Origin of the sequence: Hirschia maritima DSM 19733, from assembly GCF_000378345.1 — a bacterium.
In the GTDB taxonomy this organism is placed as follows: domain Bacteria; phylum Pseudomonadota; class Alphaproteobacteria; order Caulobacterales; family Hyphomonadaceae; genus Hirschia; species Hirschia maritima.
The window spans coordinates 33805-50274 of sequence record NZ_KB899546.1 but is presented as its reverse complement, the minus strand read 5'-3'; the positions used below and the strand labels follow the sequence as shown (position 1 = coordinate 50274).

Annotated in this window: 14 protein-coding genes; 5 read left to right on the top strand and 9 right to left on the bottom strand. The window is 45.1% G+C overall.

From position 1 onward, the window contains the following. Window positions 1-2: 2 nt before the first annotated feature. The 4 genes from F551_RS0108545 to ftsE all read right to left on the bottom strand — a co-directional run bounded on the left by F551_RS0108545 (window position 3) and on the right by ftsE (window position 2995). Complete coding sequence (locus tag F551_RS0108545; protein ID WP_018997082.1) at window positions 3-731, bottom strand: lysophospholipid acyltransferase family protein; 729 nt, start codon at window positions 729-731, stop codon at window positions 3-5. A 72-nt stretch (window positions 732-803) separates the two neighbouring features. Further along, window positions 804-1289: a YdcF family protein gene (locus F551_RS0108540; protein WP_233355229.1), complete on the bottom strand. Its 486-nt coding sequence runs from the start codon at window positions 1287-1289 to the stop codon at window positions 804-806. 129 nt (window positions 1290-1418) lie between these two features. After that, entirely contained in the window at window positions 1419-2282 is an 864-nt protein-coding gene (locus F551_RS0108535) for a cell division protein FtsX (protein ID WP_018997080.1), read from the bottom strand. Continuing rightward, window positions 2279-2995, bottom strand: a complete 717-nt coding sequence (gene ftsE / locus F551_RS0108530; RefSeq protein WP_018997079.1) for a cell division ATP-binding protein FtsE — start codon at window positions 2993-2995, stop codon at window positions 2279-2281. The genes F551_RS0108535 and ftsE overlap by 4 nt, the downstream gene beginning before the upstream one ends. An 84-nt stretch (window positions 2996-3079) precedes the next feature. Here ftsE and F551_RS0108525 point away from each other — a divergent pair, with 84 nt between their 5' ends. From F551_RS0108525 to F551_RS16545, 4 genes are all read left to right on the top strand, one after another. Then, complete coding sequence (locus tag F551_RS0108525; RefSeq protein WP_018997078.1) at window positions 3080-3961, top strand: MJ0042-type zinc finger domain-containing protein; 882 nt, start codon at window positions 3080-3082, stop codon at window positions 3959-3961. Next, window positions 3948-4487 (top strand): phosphoribosyltransferase, encoded by a 540-nt coding sequence (locus tag F551_RS0108520; protein ID WP_018997077.1) that lies wholly within the window; start codon window positions 3948-3950, stop codon window positions 4485-4487. The genes F551_RS0108525 and F551_RS0108520 overlap by 14 nt, the downstream gene beginning before the upstream one ends. A gap of 130 nt (window positions 4488-4617) precedes the next feature. Next, window positions 4618-7266 carry an ATP-binding protein gene (locus tag F551_RS0108515; protein WP_018997076.1) on the top strand — a complete coding sequence of 883 codons (2649 nt, stop codon included), beginning with the start codon at window positions 4618-4620 and terminating at the stop codon, window positions 7264-7266. A 123-nt stretch (window positions 7267-7389) separates the two neighbouring features. Then, window positions 7390-8007: a hypothetical protein gene (locus F551_RS16545; RefSeq protein WP_018997075.1), complete on the top strand. Its 618-nt coding sequence runs from the start codon at window positions 7390-7392 to the stop codon at window positions 8005-8007. Window positions 8008-8037: 30 nt separating this feature from the next. On the opposite strand, the gene F551_RS0108505 is transcribed toward F551_RS16545, so the two are convergent. The 4 genes from F551_RS0108505 to argH form a co-directional block, all read right to left on the bottom strand. Next, window positions 8038-10659, bottom strand: a complete 2622-nt coding sequence (locus F551_RS0108505; RefSeq protein ID WP_018997074.1) for a DUF4175 domain-containing protein — start codon at window positions 10657-10659, stop codon at window positions 8038-8040. A 30-nt stretch (window positions 10660-10689) separates the two neighbouring features. Then, window positions 10690-11955 carry a diaminopimelate decarboxylase gene (gene lysA / locus F551_RS0108500; protein WP_018997073.1) on the bottom strand — a complete coding sequence of 422 codons (1266 nt, stop codon included), beginning with the start codon at window positions 11953-11955 and terminating at the stop codon, window positions 10690-10692. 71 nt (window positions 11956-12026) lie between these two features. After that, window positions 12027-12236 carry an LPS translocon maturation chaperone LptM gene (lptM, locus tag F551_RS0108495; RefSeq protein ID WP_018997072.1) on the bottom strand — a complete coding sequence of 70 codons (210 nt, stop codon included), beginning with the start codon at window positions 12234-12236 and terminating at the stop codon, window positions 12027-12029. Beyond that, window positions 12233-13660, bottom strand: a complete 1428-nt coding sequence (gene argH, locus F551_RS0108490) for an argininosuccinate lyase (RefSeq protein ID WP_018997071.1) — start codon at window positions 13658-13660, stop codon at window positions 12233-12235. Before argH ends, lptM begins: the two co-directional genes overlap by 4 nt. Window positions 13661-13702: 42 nt before the next feature. Here argH and F551_RS0108485 point away from each other — a divergent pair, with 42 nt between their 5' ends. Beyond that, complete coding sequence (locus tag F551_RS0108485; protein WP_018997070.1) at window positions 13703-14293, top strand: TlpA family protein disulfide reductase; 591 nt, start codon at window positions 13703-13705, stop codon at window positions 14291-14293. 3 nt (window positions 14294-14296) lie between these two features. Here the strand turns inward: F551_RS0108485 and F551_RS0108480 are convergent, their stop codons facing one another. Further along, window positions 14297-16396, bottom strand: coding sequence for a pilus assembly protein TadG-related protein (locus F551_RS0108480; RefSeq protein WP_018997069.1), 2100 nt, complete (start codon window positions 16394-16396; stop codon window positions 14297-14299). Window positions 16397-16470 lie beyond the last annotated feature (74 nt).

Below are 16470 nucleotides of genomic sequence, written 5' to 3'. Positions count from 1 at the left end.
GTTTAACTCGCTTCTTTTTGGGGATCTATCAGCAATGCATTTGTGGCAGGTTCGATAGCATTTTCCAGTTGTTTCATGAATTCTTTTCTGGGAAGTCCTGCATCAATTGTCGGTAGGATATCGAAAACAATTTTTCCTGCAGGACGAAGAAAGCTACCTCTTGGCCATATGGTTCCGGTGTTTAAAGCCACCGGCACACACGCCTGTTCAAGTTCTTTGTACATGGCGTAGACGCCTGTTTTATAGTCAGGAGTAGCTCCGGGCTTTTGACGTGTACCTTCGGGGAAAATCAGAATTTGACGTCCACGTTGAGATTCTTGTTTGGCACGGGAGAGCATTTTTTTGAGTGTTTTAACATAGCCGCCGCGATCAATAGGGATCATGTCAGCGCGCCAACCATACCATCCCAGAATTGGGTAGAAAAATAGTTCACGTTTAAGAACAAAAGCAGGGTTCTTGGCATATACGAAAGGCATCAAAATATCATATGTACTCTGATGTTTAGATGCCACAAGGACAGCGCCCTCAGGCATGTTTTCCAAGCCTCGAATTTCAGTTTCAATATTGCAGAAAAACTTTAATCCAAAACGCGTTGCTTTTGCCCAAGACCGCGCGCCCGCAACGGATGCCCATTGCGGCATAAACAGAGCGGGGAGGAAAATGACACCCAATACTCCCATAGAAAGATAATGCCATAAGAAAAAAGCAAATGATCGTAACCAAAGTATCATAATGAAGGCACGTCTTTCTATTGAGAACAATCTGGTAAACCACTTATTCAGGCTTTGGAAAAATGGCAAGCACTAGAGGCTTTTGAAGAGGCTCTGTATTTTTTTTATGCGCCATTTAGACCATTCAACAAACATACGTTTTGCAGATTTAGAGTCATTCCACCAAGCTCCTGCATTGATAGCAGGGGATGAAACGGCAAAACCATGAATTTCAATGCTTGGCATAGCATATCGAAATTCTAATAGTGCTCGTTCCATGTGGTAGTTTGAAGTTACAATAATCATATTGGAGTAGTCTTGCTCTTTGGCCCATTGAGCAACTTCCAAAGCATTTTCATGTGTCGTTCGAGCTTGATAGCCGAGAGTTGCGCAGCATTTAAAAAAATCTGGATCTACACCTGCTGCGTTAGCGACATCATTTGAAGTTGCTTCTTGATACACACCAGAGATGAATAGCGGTAGACTGTGTGACTGGGCCAATTCAGTTGCGTTTGCGATCCGATTTTGTCCCCCAGTCAAGGCAACTATTGCGTCAACATTTTCTTGAGAGGGGGTCACGTTTGGGAATTTTGCGGCTCGCCCAGAAAAGCTGACAAAATCGGCGCATAGGAAAAATAGACAAAGAGCCCATATTGCTGTTCTGATTTTTCCAAACAAAAATTTCATACAAGTATAAATTTGGTCAGTTTAAACAAGTTCTGCGAGTGAGCGGATAACTGTGATGCGTGCAGCCAACATAGCAGACAGGCCTGCGATTATCGGCGTAAGTCCCAGAATCAACCCATCTACCATGGATAATGATAATTGCGGCAGAAGCCAGACCTGACCATCACTTTGTTTCGCCATGTAGAGAAGAAAAGCAGCTGCACATAAAGCTAGGACAGCACCCACTGTGCCTGCTTGGAGGCCTAATCCCAAGAAGCGTCGCTCGAATAATCCAGCAATGAAACTGTCTTTGGCACCACACAAATGAAGTACGTTGACGATTTCTTTGCGGGCTAGCAATGCGGCGTGGGTTGCAAAAGCGATCACTGCAATCGCTGTTGCTGCTAGTAGGGCGACTGCGACTAGGGCAACGAGACGTGCTGAATCCGTTGCTCTGCGAACATCTTCTGACCAAACAACATGATCATCGACAGTTGCGGTGATCCGGTTTTGTTGGAATGCTGACTGCAGTTTTTCACCCATATTCTTTGCATTGGGTTGAGCTTCTGCTGCGATGATCTTGGGTAGCGGTAAGCCTTCGGGTACACCATTTTTTCCAAGCCAAGGACTTAACAACTCTTCTGCATCCGATTTCTCCAATGCTCGAGCGGAAGCAATTTCTGGAAAGCCTCGTGTTAATTCTAGGGCTTTTTCCAAATGTTGGGGCGTGCCTTCAATTCGAATGGTAATCTGTCCAGTTACGTCATTCGTCCAATCATTGGCGGCAGAATAAGCTGCTCTAGCGGACAAAGCTGCCAGAGCACCAAGGAAACATAGAGCGCAGACCACAAAAAACAGCGCTGCATCGCGAGCATCTTCTTGGGGGAGGAGGGATGACGAACTCATGAAATTGTGAAACTCGGACTATTGCTAACTTGATGCATGACGTGGCCATCTGCGAGACGTAAAACTTCGGCACCTGCATTTTCAACCATATGTTGGTCATGCGTGGCAATGAGAACCGTCGTACCTAAGCGTTTGTTCAACTCTTGGAAAAGACGTAAAAGTCTATCACCCATTTCAGGGTCTACATTTCCAGTTGGCTCATCGGCAATGAGAAGGTCTGGTTTTCCGACAATGGCACGTGCAATTGCGACACGTTGTTTTTCTCCACCGGATAGGGTTTCTGGACGCGCATGAAGTCGATCTCCCAATCCTACCCAGCGCAGCAATTCAATGACATCGTCTTTGTATTGTCGCTCGGGTTCCCCCATCACACGTAAAGGCAAAGCTGCATTTTCGTATGCCGTGAGATGATCCAACAAACGAAACTCTTGAAAAACCACACCTACGCGGCGACGTAATTTTGCTAATCCGACACGATTGAGACGGTTTGTATTGATTCCGAAAAGCGAAATTTGTCCAGAAGAGGGAAGCAATGCGAGATACGCCAATTTCAATAAAGTTGTCTTTCCAGCACCGGAAGGGCCGGTGAGGAGAGTGAAAGAGCGGGCGTGTAATTCCAGCGAAACCTGAGTCAAAACGTCCTGATCCAACCCATATGATAGGCTAACTTGATCAAATTGCACTGCAGGCTCTTCTAAAGACATATTATTCATGGTTACTAAAAGTTTCCAATTTTATGTGACAATATCAGCAATTGGTTGGACATTGTTAACTGAAAGTGTGTTTTCGATAGCATTATGATTTTGATTTGTCCGTCTTGTCAGACACGATATTTTACCTCCGAGGCCGCATTGGGAGCCTCTGGACGCAATGTACGTTGTGCAGCTTGTGATCATTCATGGTATGCAAAACCTCCAGAAACTCTAGAAAAAAATGCGCAATCAGAAGAAGATTCTGGTTTAACGCGGGCGCAGGTCGAGAGGCTACGTCAAAAAGCAGTTCAAAATGCTTCGACAAGGTCTGGTCCTCACGCTGAACTTAGAGAAAAACAGGCTAAACGTCGTAGTCGCAATCGTGTATTGGCAGCGAGTGCAGCATGGGTGGTTTCAGGTTTGACCTTTGCTGGCATTGCAAATGGTGCAGTAAATTATCGGCAAGAAGTTGTTGAATTCTGGCCAAAAACTGCATCAGTGTATGCAATGATGGGAATGGAAGTAAATCGGTTTGGGCTTGAATTTGGTGAGCTAACAGCGCATCGCTCATTTGATGGAACAACTCCTGTTTTGACTATTTCAGGTTCGGCTATCAATGTTTCTGAAAAACACCGTCCGTCTCCAATAGTGCGAATAGGATTACGCAATGAGCACGGTGAGATTGTACACTTGGAGCGCGTAAATTTGCTCGATTCGGTCATTTCCCCAGGCGAGAGCAGTACGTTTACCGCACATGTAGTGTCCCCCCCAATGGATAGTTTTGACCTTCAAGCTAATTTTGAAAGCCCGAAAAAATCCAAAGAGGGATATACTGAGGGACAATCCACATCTCATGATGCCGGATATGACAAAAATTATGATGATCACGGTGATTCGGAATATAATTCTGATAGCCATGAATACGAAAAAGATGATACCCATGACAGCAAGGCTGCTGACTATGGGAATGATGATGAGCACCACTGACATACCCAAATTTGATGTCATTCTAACAAAAGAAGAAATTGATGAGCGTGTGGGCAAAGCTGCCGACGCTCTCGTGCCTATGTTGCAAGGGCAATCGTGGACGGCTATTGTTATTTTGTTAGGTGCAACGCCTTTTGCCTCTGATTTATTACGTGCTTTGGCCGATCGCGGCATTGACGTGGGGTTTGATGCGTTGTGGTTAGAAAGTTATCGTGACGCAAGAGAAAGTTCTGGTCGCGTTGTCGTTCGAGCGGATATCCAAAGGTCTATATCTGGCCGAGGTGCTCTTGTATTGGATGACGTTTTTGACTCTGGGCGCACATTGGAATTTGCACGGGCACATCTTATGGCAAAAGGGGCGAGAGAAGTGCGAACATGTGTCTTTGCACGTAAACCTGAAGCGGTACCAAACGGTTTGGATGCTTGGGCATTTGATGCACCGCCCAGGTATCTAGTCGGGTATGGAATGGACGATGCCGGTCACTGGAGAGGTTTGCCTTATTTGGGGGCTGTTCCAGAGCAATAGAATATTTTTCTATTTGTTTGAATGCATCACAACTCAATATATTTTTCTTTCAATAGATTAATGTTGACGCTACAGTTTAGACTAAGCACTAAACTGTGTGGGGGCAGTTTGCTATTATGGGTTTAGATGTATGGATGAAGTCGCCGACAGGACAAAATGGCGTTTTCTTATCGAGGGGCGTTTTATTGATTGGCCTGGGAAGCTTATTTCCTGTGCCACGCTTTTTGTATTTTTAGCCGTTTTTGCGACAGAATCGTTTGCTCAAGTATCAGAAAACTCTGAAACTGATTGGCGTGACCAAACCTTAGTCTTTATGCAGCAAGTTGTCGCTGATAATTCAGTACCATTCGATCAGCAGCGTTCCGAGTTTGAAAATAACTTGGAAAAATTAAACCACGGGACGCAATTGAGATATTGGAAATCCGTTCTTTTCAACTCTGCGGCCTATGCTCCAACTGATATCAAAGAGTATGAACGCGCAAGAACAGAAATACTACTTCTAGATCAAAAAGATACCCAATCTGATTACTCCGCTTTTCTTCAAGCAATGGAAATTGTTAAAGAAACTATAGGCAATAATCAGATGGATGAAGGTGTCGCTAAACTAGATGAATTAGCGTCTCATGAAGATATTGATCTTTCTGATAGAATTCGAATTGAGATCGCTAAATCGACGATCTTTGACTATAATTTAGCAGCCGATAGTTCTGCGGAAACGCTGACAAATGCTGCTGGTTTACGAGAAGGACAAAATGTAGATCCCGTCATTGATGTGGACCTTTTAAAAGCGAAATCTTTGGTTTTTCATTTTTCAGAAGAGCCGGAAACTATTCTTGGTTATATAATAGATCAGTATAATCTGGCTGGTGAACAGGATATCTTTATCGAACGAAATTCGGTTCTTAGCATGGTGTCGAGTTTGCTGTTGAGCCATGGAGCAAATGAATACGGTTTCAAAGCTGTTGACCTGATGCAACAAAATCTCGATGCACCAATTTATCCTTTGCAAGAGTTTTCTAGCTATCACTTGTGCTCGTACTTTTATCTTTTCTCTGGTCGGAAGCACAAGAACGAAGAAAATTTAGTCCTAGCGGAAAATCAACTTCAAAGGTCATTGGAGTGTTCGCTTCAAGCAGAGGAATACGTGCCGCTTCACAGCGAAGTTACGGTTTTTGGTTGGGCAAATATCCTGATTGCGACAGCGTTTGATCTGGAACGTATTGATGTGGTTCAAAAATACCTTCCTCAAATGAAGGCGTTATCGATCGCAAATGATAATTTCAACAATAAGACTGAAGTAATCACTATCGAGGCCAAATTATTCAGAGCAGAGGGTAATCACGATGCCGCTTTTGAGAAAATGCGAGAGGCTGTCCGCACCATGTATGCGGAAAAACAGGATCAAATTGCACGTGATGTCGATAGAGAAACACGTTTAATCGCAAAGCAAGTTGAACAGGCGAATTTGGAAGCAGATTTGCTAGAAAAAATCAATAAATCTCAAAAAGAATCTATCACACGCCTTTATGGGTTATTGGGTCTTGTTGGTTTGCTTTTAACTCTGACAGTCCTTTTTGGAATTGTATTATTCAATGCGCGACGGCAAGCAGTTGCGTCCCGCAATGAAGCTGAGAGACTGAGTGAAGTTAAATCTCGCTTTCTCGCCAATATGAGCCACGAGATTAGAACTCCGATGAGTGGTGTGTTGGGGCTTTCAGCAGCCCTTCAGCAAACATCTCTTTCTCAAAAACAACATGAACTCGTGACACTTATCCGCCAGTCTGGTGGCTATATGCTGAATATTCTTGACGATATTTTGGACTTCGCACGTATTGATAAAGAAGAAATCAATATTGAAGAAGGCCCTTTTTCACCCAGAGCTTTGTTAGAAAGTACACATTCTATATTCAAAGAGAATACCAACGATGCAGTTCTTGATGTCCATTTGGAGACTGATATTTCACCTGATCTAGTAGTGGTTGGAGATGAAAAACGGCTGCGTCAGGTTCTATTCAATTTGATGTCAAATGCGATGAAATTCACTTCCCGCGGGCAGGTGGCAATTCGAGGTGGTATATCAGCAATAAATGAAGAAGAGCACACTGCTAATTTCTGGGTTTCCGTGGAAGACACAGGAATTGGCATGGATGAGCAAGCGATGAAGAACGTCTTCGATCCATTTGCTCAAGCCGACACATCTAAAACGCGGAAATATGGCGGGGTGGGGCTTGGATTATCAATCTGTCGACAATTAATGGAGAGCATGGGCGGAAAAATTTCGGTGAAATCTACTCTAGACAAGGGAACAGTTTTTTCATTTGAATTGCCTGTAAGCACGAGCTCAGAAAAAGTATTCGAAGCCAATGCCGAACCTCTCCCGAAATTGGATCAGGATGTAACCTTGCCAAGAATGTTAATTGTGGAAGATCATCCCATGAACCGTCGAGTGATTGGTGTGCTTCTCAAAGCGTTGGGAATCGAACCCCGGATCGTTAAAGGCGGTCATGAAGCACTTTCAGTGTATGAAAAAACTTCTTTTGATGTGGTGATGTTAGATATCCAAATGCCGGAAATTGATGGAATTCAAACAATGAAGGCCATGCGGGAGATCGACAAAAATACGGGCCGGACAGGTGTTCGTTATATAGCTTTCACCGCGAATGCTCTTCCAGATCACATTGAAGAATATAATTCAGTAGGTTTTGATGGAATTCTCACGAAACCAGTGGACGCAAATGCGCTTGTCCAAATTCTTAAACTGGACAGTGACGCAGCCTAGGAAAACATAAAACAATCCGTATTCGGACGTTATTGTGCATTCTTCTTTTTCATATCATATTATTATTTAACTGTTTTATCTTGAGTCAGCACATTTGAGCCGAGTTTATTAAGTAGGGATTTTATGAAAAGAGAGTTTTTCTTTCCAGTCATTCTAACAGCGGCACCAATTTTTTTTCTGTCTGCAGTAATATTTCAGCCGTTTTTTGAGCCCAAATTGATGTTTATGGACACGATGACGGCGATCGAAGAAGTCGGATCATGTTGCAGTACATATTATGGGATGGTGTCTGACTTAGGAATAATGCTGTGGGCTGGGACAGCCGCAATCTTAATGTTTACAGCGTTTGTCTTGTTTCAAAAAAAAGAAAATCAAAACCTGGCAATTTATGCTTTGTTTGGTGGGCTTTTGACGGGGTGGCTGACACTTGATGATGCATTCCGTCTGCATGAAAATTTCTTTCCATCAATTGGAATTCCTCAAAACTTGATCCTTGGGTTGGATATGCTCGCTCTGGGAGTTTTTTTGTTGATATATTTCAAACAGATGAGAGAAAATTATTTCGGTTTATTGGCGATTTCTCTTGTCGGTTTTGGCATTTCGATGGGAACTGATGTTGTTTTGCATTCTATAGAAAATTACGTGATCTATATAGAAGATTCAGCCAAATTTATCGGGATTTATTGTTGGCTTTTATTCCATGCCTTCACCTCAAGAAAGCACATTGCGGAAAACATCTGATGGCGATCAATGAAAAAGCGAATGGTTCACCTAGAAGCGCTTAAGTAGCCTTAGGAGATATTCCATCTCTTCTTTGGTGAGCCCTGATTCTGCTGAACGTCTGCGCAACTCTTCCAATATTTCATGGGCTCGCTGACGATCTAATAGCTCAGGGACTTTCACTTCATTTCCATCTCCTACGACTCCAGAACCCGATGGGCGGCCTAAGGGGTCTGCGTTATCCGCCTGCTGCTGGCTTGCTTGATTTGTGCCTTCCGCTTCGCGCATTTTATCTGCTCTTGCAGCGAGTTCTGTCGCAGCGCGGGCAAGTGCCTGTTCAGCATCGCGCTGATGACGTGCAGCACCTTCCAAATCTCCTTTTGTGAGGGCTTCAGCGGCGCGTTCCTGTGCTCTCTTTGCCTCTTCAAGAGCGTCTCCTTGGGGTGTTTTCGCAAAACCTTCGGCATCCATCTCGTACTCGCCGTTTTGATCCATACTTCCGGCTCCGGGAGGCATGGATGGGGTTTCTTCGACACCGTTTTGAGATCCTCCGCCAGGACGTTTCAACTCGCGTTCGGCCAATTCTTGTTGGCGATCAGCAAGGTCTGAACTTTGGTTGCCTTGTTGTGATGATTGACTACCTTGAGGTTGTCCATTTTGACTATTTTGTTGATCCCGCATTTCTTGACGGGTATCATCAGTAAGGTCTCGTTGATCTCTTAACTCTTCTGCAAGTTCCTCAAGCGCTTTGGACATTGCATCGCTTTGAGGGTTGCCTAATGGGTCGCTTCCTTCACCACCTTGGCTGAGCTGAAGGTTTTTCATGCGATCTAGCAGGTCACTCATGTCTGACAATAACTGACGTGCCTGATCTCTTGCGCCAGTCTCGGCGAGGCTTGCCAACTTATCTAGCATTTTTTCGAGGTCTGAACCGCCTAATTGGGGTTCGCCGCCGCTTTCTCCATCAAGCGTTTCAGGAGATACACCGCGCCGTATCGCTTCGGCCATTCGCATATCTACATAATTCTGCACAGCTTGACGATAAGCATTCATTAAACGCCTTATTTCTTCCTCAGAAGCTCCATCACGCAGGGCGGCCTCTAAAGCTTTTTGGGCTGCTTCTAAGGCGCGAGCTGCATCAGCTAATGAGCCATATTCAGCCCGCATGGCAACAGACCATAAAATGCCTTCTGATTTATCTGCATTGGGCTTGGAATCAGCTGTTGAAAGAACATGTTTTGCTTGTCGAAGTCCGAGATAGATAATGGGGTCATTGAAATAACTATCAGGTTCGTGGGTGAGAGCTTCGAGCATTATTGCTGCACGTTTTATATCTGCAGGTGCTTGTTCGAGTCTTGATGGTGTTACATCAACAATGCCGCTTTCATCCATTATTTGGTCAAAGTTGTCCGGAAGAGGAGCGTATTCATTCCAATCGCGCAAAACAACATTTCTCACTTCCATGGCGGCCTTCGCCATAGGTTGAAGGAAGAGTTTTTCCGGTAGATTGAACACAGCTTCGCGGGACTGAGTAATCTGGCCGGCAGCATCAATTGCGCGTAGGTGTGCTATGACAGGAAGTCCAGCCCATTTGTGCCGTGTTAAATTGAGAGCAACTGAATTACTTGCTGTCAAAGGTTCAATACCAGACAGATCTAAAACAATCCTATCTGAGAGATTTTCTTCTCCGTTTTTGGGTTTGGATAAACGAAGGAAAAGCTCAACCTGAGTGATGCCATAATCATCTTCTGCTTCCCATTCAAATGCAGTTCGATCATTTTCATCAACGGTTGGGTATTTGGTGAATTTGATTGATGGAAACTGGTCTACACTTGATTTTATTTCATAGCTTGCACGCGTACCCCACCAATCTATTTCAGCCACAACTTCATCAAGATCCAAAATTAGTTTGGTTTCGTATGTGCCATCTTCTCCGCGTGTGAGAGGTAGCGTTTTGGTTTCGTCTGAATAATGCAATTTCAGTTTAGGTTTGCCGTGTGTGTCAACGCGAATAGTGAATTCTGATCCGGCGGGCGCACTGAAAGTTTCATTCGTAGGTACATCAAACGGTGCCTGACCAGTGTAAGCAGGAGGTGTCACCCAAGCTTGCGCAGTTAAGTCATCTGCGCCCACCAATGTTCCAAAATCAGCACGAAAAGATGACTGAATACGCGGAATGGCTGCATCATTTGCAAAAATAGCGGCGGCAATTAGTGCCAACGGAGTTAAAAACCGCAGGAATAGGGGATCTATTGAGCGCGCTTTTGAAAACAAAGACGGGGATTTTAGTGTACTGGCTTCTTCATCAATGCGTTGCTTGTGGGCCGCCCATAAAGAAGCAGCTTTTGAATGAGGCCGCACAGGAACGTCGACAAGCGATGATGCTGGGCGCATCTCTGATAGCGAGTCGACCTTGTTGATTGCTTCTTCTCTTTTGGGCTTTTTGTACTTCTTTAGCCCACGAACAAAAAGGAATGCAGATAATAGTAAAATTGAAAGCGTTGAGGCGGCACGAAGTTTGGGAGTGAGTAGATCTATCAAGCCTACGAGTGACAAGATAAACCAAACACTTAAAACAAGCGCAAAACCACCAAATGCAGACACATAAGCGAGCCATTTTAGCCGCCCATGCGTGGTTTCTATCATTCGACGAATACGTTCTGCGCCTGTCAAAGAACCTTTAAACCTCTATATATCTTTCATCTACTCTATCCAGCTCGGCTGGTTTTCTAAAGCGATAATATCCTCGTAAGATGGACGAGGACGGACAACGCTGTAGGAATCGCCATTCACAATCACTTCTGCTGCTAAAGGTCTGGCATTATATTGTGATGAAAGAACGGCACCATAGGCCCCAGCTGACATAAATGCGATTTTGTCATCTTGCTTAAGCGGCGGCATTGGACGCGCTTCTTCAAAACGATCAGTCGTTTCACACACTGGTCCAACAATATCTACTGGCTTTAGGCTCGCATCTGCTGCTGGTTCATTCAGCAGATTGATTTCATGAGTAGCGTCATACAAAGCAGGGCGGGCTAGATCGTTCATCCCTGAATCTAGAATAACAAATGTTCGGCCATCACGTTCTTTTACATACTCAACATTTGCCAGCATAACGCCGGCATTTCCTGCAATCATGCGACCAGGCTCTAGAATAAGTTGAACATCGATCCCTTGTTTAACTTCTCGGATCATTTGTGCGTATTTGGCAGGGGAGTCTGGGTTGTCTTTCGGAGAATACGGGATACCTAGTCCGCCGCCCAAATCCATGCGCTGAATATTTATGCCTTGCTCACGAAGCTCGCGCACGAGCGTCACTACCTTTTCAAAGGCAATCCGCATTGGTTCTACATCCATGATTTGGCTACCAATGTGAACATCAACACCAACAGGATTGATACCCTCCATGGCAGCAGCTTGGGCGTACATCTCACCCGCTTCATGCCATGCAATGCCAAATTTGTGCTCGGCTCCACCCGTTGAAATATTTGCGTGCCCTCCCGCATCAACGTGTGGATTTACGCGAAATGCAATAGGTGCCTTTTTGCCAAGACTCATGGCTATCTCGTTGAGGCGTTCCATTTCAGGGAAGCTTTCAACATTGAATTGGTGAATACCAGCTTCAAGAGCGGCAGTTAGTTCTGCACGTGTTTTACCAACCCCAGAGAATACGATTTTCTCCGCAGGAATTCCAGCATGAAGAGCTTTAGCCAGTTCTCCACCTGAAACCACGTCTGCCCCAGCGCCTAGTTTTGCCAAGGTAGATACCACGCCTATATTTCCGCAGGCTTTTACCGAATAGGCAATGAGGTATTTAGATCCATCAAAAGCTTCGGAAAGCACTTTATAGTGACGTTCTAATGTTGCGGTCGAATACACGTAAGTTGGGGTCCCGACTTCGCGCGCGATATCTTCCAATGGAACGCCTTCACAATGTAGGCGGCCATCTACGTAGTTAAAATGGTGCATTGTAGTCTTGGTATCTCATATCAAGGTGCATAATCAGGGCTGAAGATTATGCATCTAAAGTTTTAGTAGATTTAGTCGTCGTCCGGACCGCCGAGAAGCTCATCATCTGGAACTTCTTCTTCGATAGCTTGCGGTTCAACTGATTGTACTGGTTCTGGCACAGCAACTGGTTCAGGTTTTTCCTGAAATAGTGGTTCCGGGCGTTCCAGGTCTCCCTTTAGGCCACAAGCTGACACCAATGCGAGGGTCGTTAGCCCCAAAAGAATTTTTACAGGTTTCATGCTAAGCGCTCCTTCCACAGGGATATTTGCTCTCTTACTCTAACTGGTGCAGTTCCGCCATAACTTTGGCGGCTTGCAACAGATGCATCTACACTCAATACATCAAAAATGTCTTTGGTGATACGGGGTTCAATGCTCTGCAATTCTTCTAATGACAGATCCCAAAGTTGAACATTTTTGTCTTCCGCCGCTTTTACACTTGCGCCTGTGATGTGGTGTGCTTCGCGGAAAGGAATATTCAATTCTCTAACTAGCCAGTCAGCAAGATCAGTAGCTGTAGAGAAGCCACCTGATGCGGCTTCAGCTAAATTGTCTTTATTGAAGACCATCGTTTCAATCATGCCAGTCATAGCTTGCAATGAGAGGTCCAGACTATCAAAAGCTTCAAACACGATTTGTTTGTCGTCCTGCATATCTTTGGAATAGGCCAGAGGAAGGCCTTTCATGACGGTTAGCATGGCGATAAGCGATCCGTTTGCGCGACCTGTTTTGGCGCGTACAAGTTCGGCGGCATCAGGGTTGCGCTTTTGCGGCATTATGGATGAGCCAGTTGACCAAGCATCCGACATGCGCACGAAAGAGAAGGGTGCAGATGACCAGATGACCAGTTCTTCTGCTAGTCTTGAAAGGTGCTGCGCGCAGATAGCAATGGAAGATAGACTTTCAATCGTGAAATCACGTGCTGATACTGCGTCGAGTGAATTTGCCATAGGGCGATCAAAGCCTAGCTCGCTGGCTGTCATTTCTCTGTTTGTTGGAAAGCCCGTACCAGCCAAGGCAGCGGCACCAAGCGGGCTTTCATCCATGCGGTGGATTGCATCGGCAAAGCGCGAAAAGTCACGAGAAAACATTTCTACATATGCCATCAGGTGATGACCAACGGTGACGGGTTGTGCAGTTTGCAAATGTGTGAAACCGGGCATCACCCAATCAGCATGTTTCTCAGCTTGCCCCAACAGTGCCCGCATAAGGTTTTCAATCTGGTCGAGACGTGTTGAGCAAGATGTTTTGACCCATAGGCGGAAGTCTGTGGCAACTTGGTCATTCCGAGAACGGGCTGTGTGCAAACGGCCAGCTGGTTCCCCGATCAGTTCTTTCAGGCGCGCTTCAATATTCATGTGAATATCTTCAAGCGCTTTTGAGTAAGCAAATTTGCCTTCTCTGATTTCAGCGATCACAGTATCTAAACCACCAAGAATAGCTGTTAGATCATCTTCGGAAATTATGTCTTGAGCAGCCAGCATTTTCGCATGTGCTATTGAGCCAGCGACATCTTCTTCAGCCAAACGTTGGTCTACGTCAATGGATGCATTGATAGCTTCCATTACCGCATCCGGCTTTGCGCTGAATCGTCCACCCCACATCTCTTGTCCTTTAGTGTTGGAAGGCGTATCTGAGCTTTTATTGTCTGGCTTGCTGGTCATATTCAGTTGAAGTCTCGTTGTCTTATGTAGGAGTTTGCGATCATGCCTAAAGCCATTACTCGATTTGGCATACCCGCAATGTTGGTTGTTGGTGTAGTATTTGTTCTTATTGCACTCTTTTCTGCTGGTAGCCAACCAATGTTTGGTGGATCAAGTTTAAAGCGCTTTGCAAAAGGTGATTTAGCAAGTCTAGAGATTACATCTGGGCGCATGGCACCAGTAGGTGAATTTGATAACGCCGAAGGGGGGCGTGTAACCCTTCAAGATTTTAAAGGTGAAGTTGTTGTTCTCAATATTTGGTTTGAAGCATGTCCTCCATGTGAAGAAGAAATGCCATCATTGGGGCGATTGCAGCAAGCAGTTAAAGATGACGGAGTTCGCGTCGTCGCTGTGGCTGTGGATCGTGACCATAATAGAGAAAACTCTCGCAAAGCACTTAAAGACTGGACGAGTGGTGCGTTAGATTTCTATTTTGATAAATCTTACGGCATTGCTTACGACACGAGCGCCAAGGGCATGCCTACGACAATCATCTACAATCGCTCGGGTGAGGAGAAGGCGCGGTTTGCCGGTGGTGCAGATTGGTCTAGCGAAAATGCGATTGCCCTTGTTCGAGAAATCGCATCTCAATGAAATTTACTTGGTTAGACGAAGAACGCCGATTGCAAGCTGTTGGAAAGTATCATCAAGCTGACCGGATGTAATGTTGAATGCGCGGTCAGATTGTCCAGCACATTTTGACAGCAGATCAATCGCATCTTTTTCCGCGGGATCAACGAGATCGAGGTCCACAGCAATTGTGTATAATTCCACACCTGAGTCACGAATAGTTTTACAGGCATCTAGCATCAAATTATCGAGGCTTTTCTTGCTCAAGTTTTGAATACCGTCGGCGATTTCACAATCGCCAGCGAAGCCTCGACCCGAGCCTGGCCAATTTGGATCCCAAGCTTCATTACACCCATAATATCCTTCAAAATGGAATGGAGCATCGTTTTTTCCATCCGTTAGAAGGACCATCATTTTTTTCGTATTCGTATTGTTGAACTCTGTTGGGCTCTGTTTGTTTGGATACCCAAACATTTTGGTCCAACCTGCTTTTGGCGACATCATGCGGTAACTCCACATAAGACCAACATCGGCATGAGTTCCGCCAGGGGCGGGGTACATGTGGTTTAATTTGTCGATGATTTGAGGACGGTTGCCAGACATTCCTAGCATCGCTGTCGGGCAATTCATATTGGGTCCCGTAACAGGCTTGGGTGCATCCCAGGGAGTAAAATCTTCCTCTGGCAACCAATTGCATGCTTGACCACCATCTTTCCAATACTGGAACTCATTGGGGTCGGATACACATGCTAAAACATTGTCTGTTTGGATTTTTTGCCAGTTATCGCTACACGGAAGATCAAAAGGCACATAGGCATTTTTTAGCCCATCCATACCCCATTGAGAGTGCCATTGTTGACATCTCATGACGCGGCATGACGAACCTGGCCATGTGCAGTCTTGTTTTCTAGGTTGTTTATAATTGTCGTTGAGTTCGCACTCGGTTTTGTTTTTGACGGACCAGTCATTTAGATTGGTACATGCACCTGATTTTCCACCATCTGGTTTGATTGGGTCGACTTTGGCAGCATAATTCAAGAGTTGATCCAAAAGATCATCATTGGATTTTGGAAGTTGTTCCAATGGTCCAAAGTTAGTTTGATTTCCTACCGGTGGAGGTGAGGGGGATGGGGTTCCGCCACCGCCGCCACCGCCGCCAGAAGATACGTAATCATAGGCCACCCACTGGCCCCACATATCCGGTTCTATTTGAAGGGCTGGCCACTTTTGTCCGGACGGAATTGAATCGTCCAAAGGAGAAAGAACATTGCCTGCATTGTCTACGCGACGTTCATTTTTTGCGGCGCTAATGCAACCGCGCCATTCGACTGGAGCAAAATCGTTGTTGAGTTCCGCTTGAGAATAATTTCCGGAATACTCCCAAGGCTCGTTTAAGTATTTGCGTCTGTTTTGGAATGGCGCTTTGGGAATGGTTTGTGCGCCTGCATCACCAACAGCAGTGTTGGAGCCATTTGCCTTATTCCATTTTCCCGGTTTTTCAGAATTGATATTTACAGTCGCGGCCCATGGAACGACACCAATTTTGACTGAATTATTGGATGGTGCTTTATCAAACAAGATGTCCACAAAGTCTTTGGCTGCGCTCCGCATCATGGTCATGCGGCCAGATTCAAACATTGAGGTAGAGTTGTCTAAAGCAAGAACGATTTCTACCTTGCTACCAGCACCTGCTTGCGCGGCTGAGACAGAACTGATTTTTTGGGTGGGACGTCCGATCAAACCACCAAAATACATGTCTATATTCGTAGTTGTCGTTCCAACAATTTCGCCGTCTTTTTTAAATTCCAATTTGATATTGGCTTTATTAAATGTGCCTCCCGAAGCAACCAGATTTGCTTGAAGGTAGTCTTTTGCAACTTTTCTTGCGTTTTTCTTTCTTTCTTTTGCGTCGCTTTCACTATCGAGTATGTAATTTCTAGCGGCTGCCAAGACTGCGGCATCAGTTGCGTTTTGTGTATGTGTTTTGGCGCTTTGTGCCCGCTTGAAGTCGACGCCACCGCCGGCAATGATGATAATTCCAAGCAAAGACAACCCGACAATAGGGGCTACAGATCCAGATGTGGATTTTAAAAATGGACGAAATTTATCAAAAACTTGACCAAGCATGGGTCACCTCAACAGACACTAGTTCTATTGAGGCATACAGGAGAATGGTTTAAATATTGTAGCTTTATAGAGGC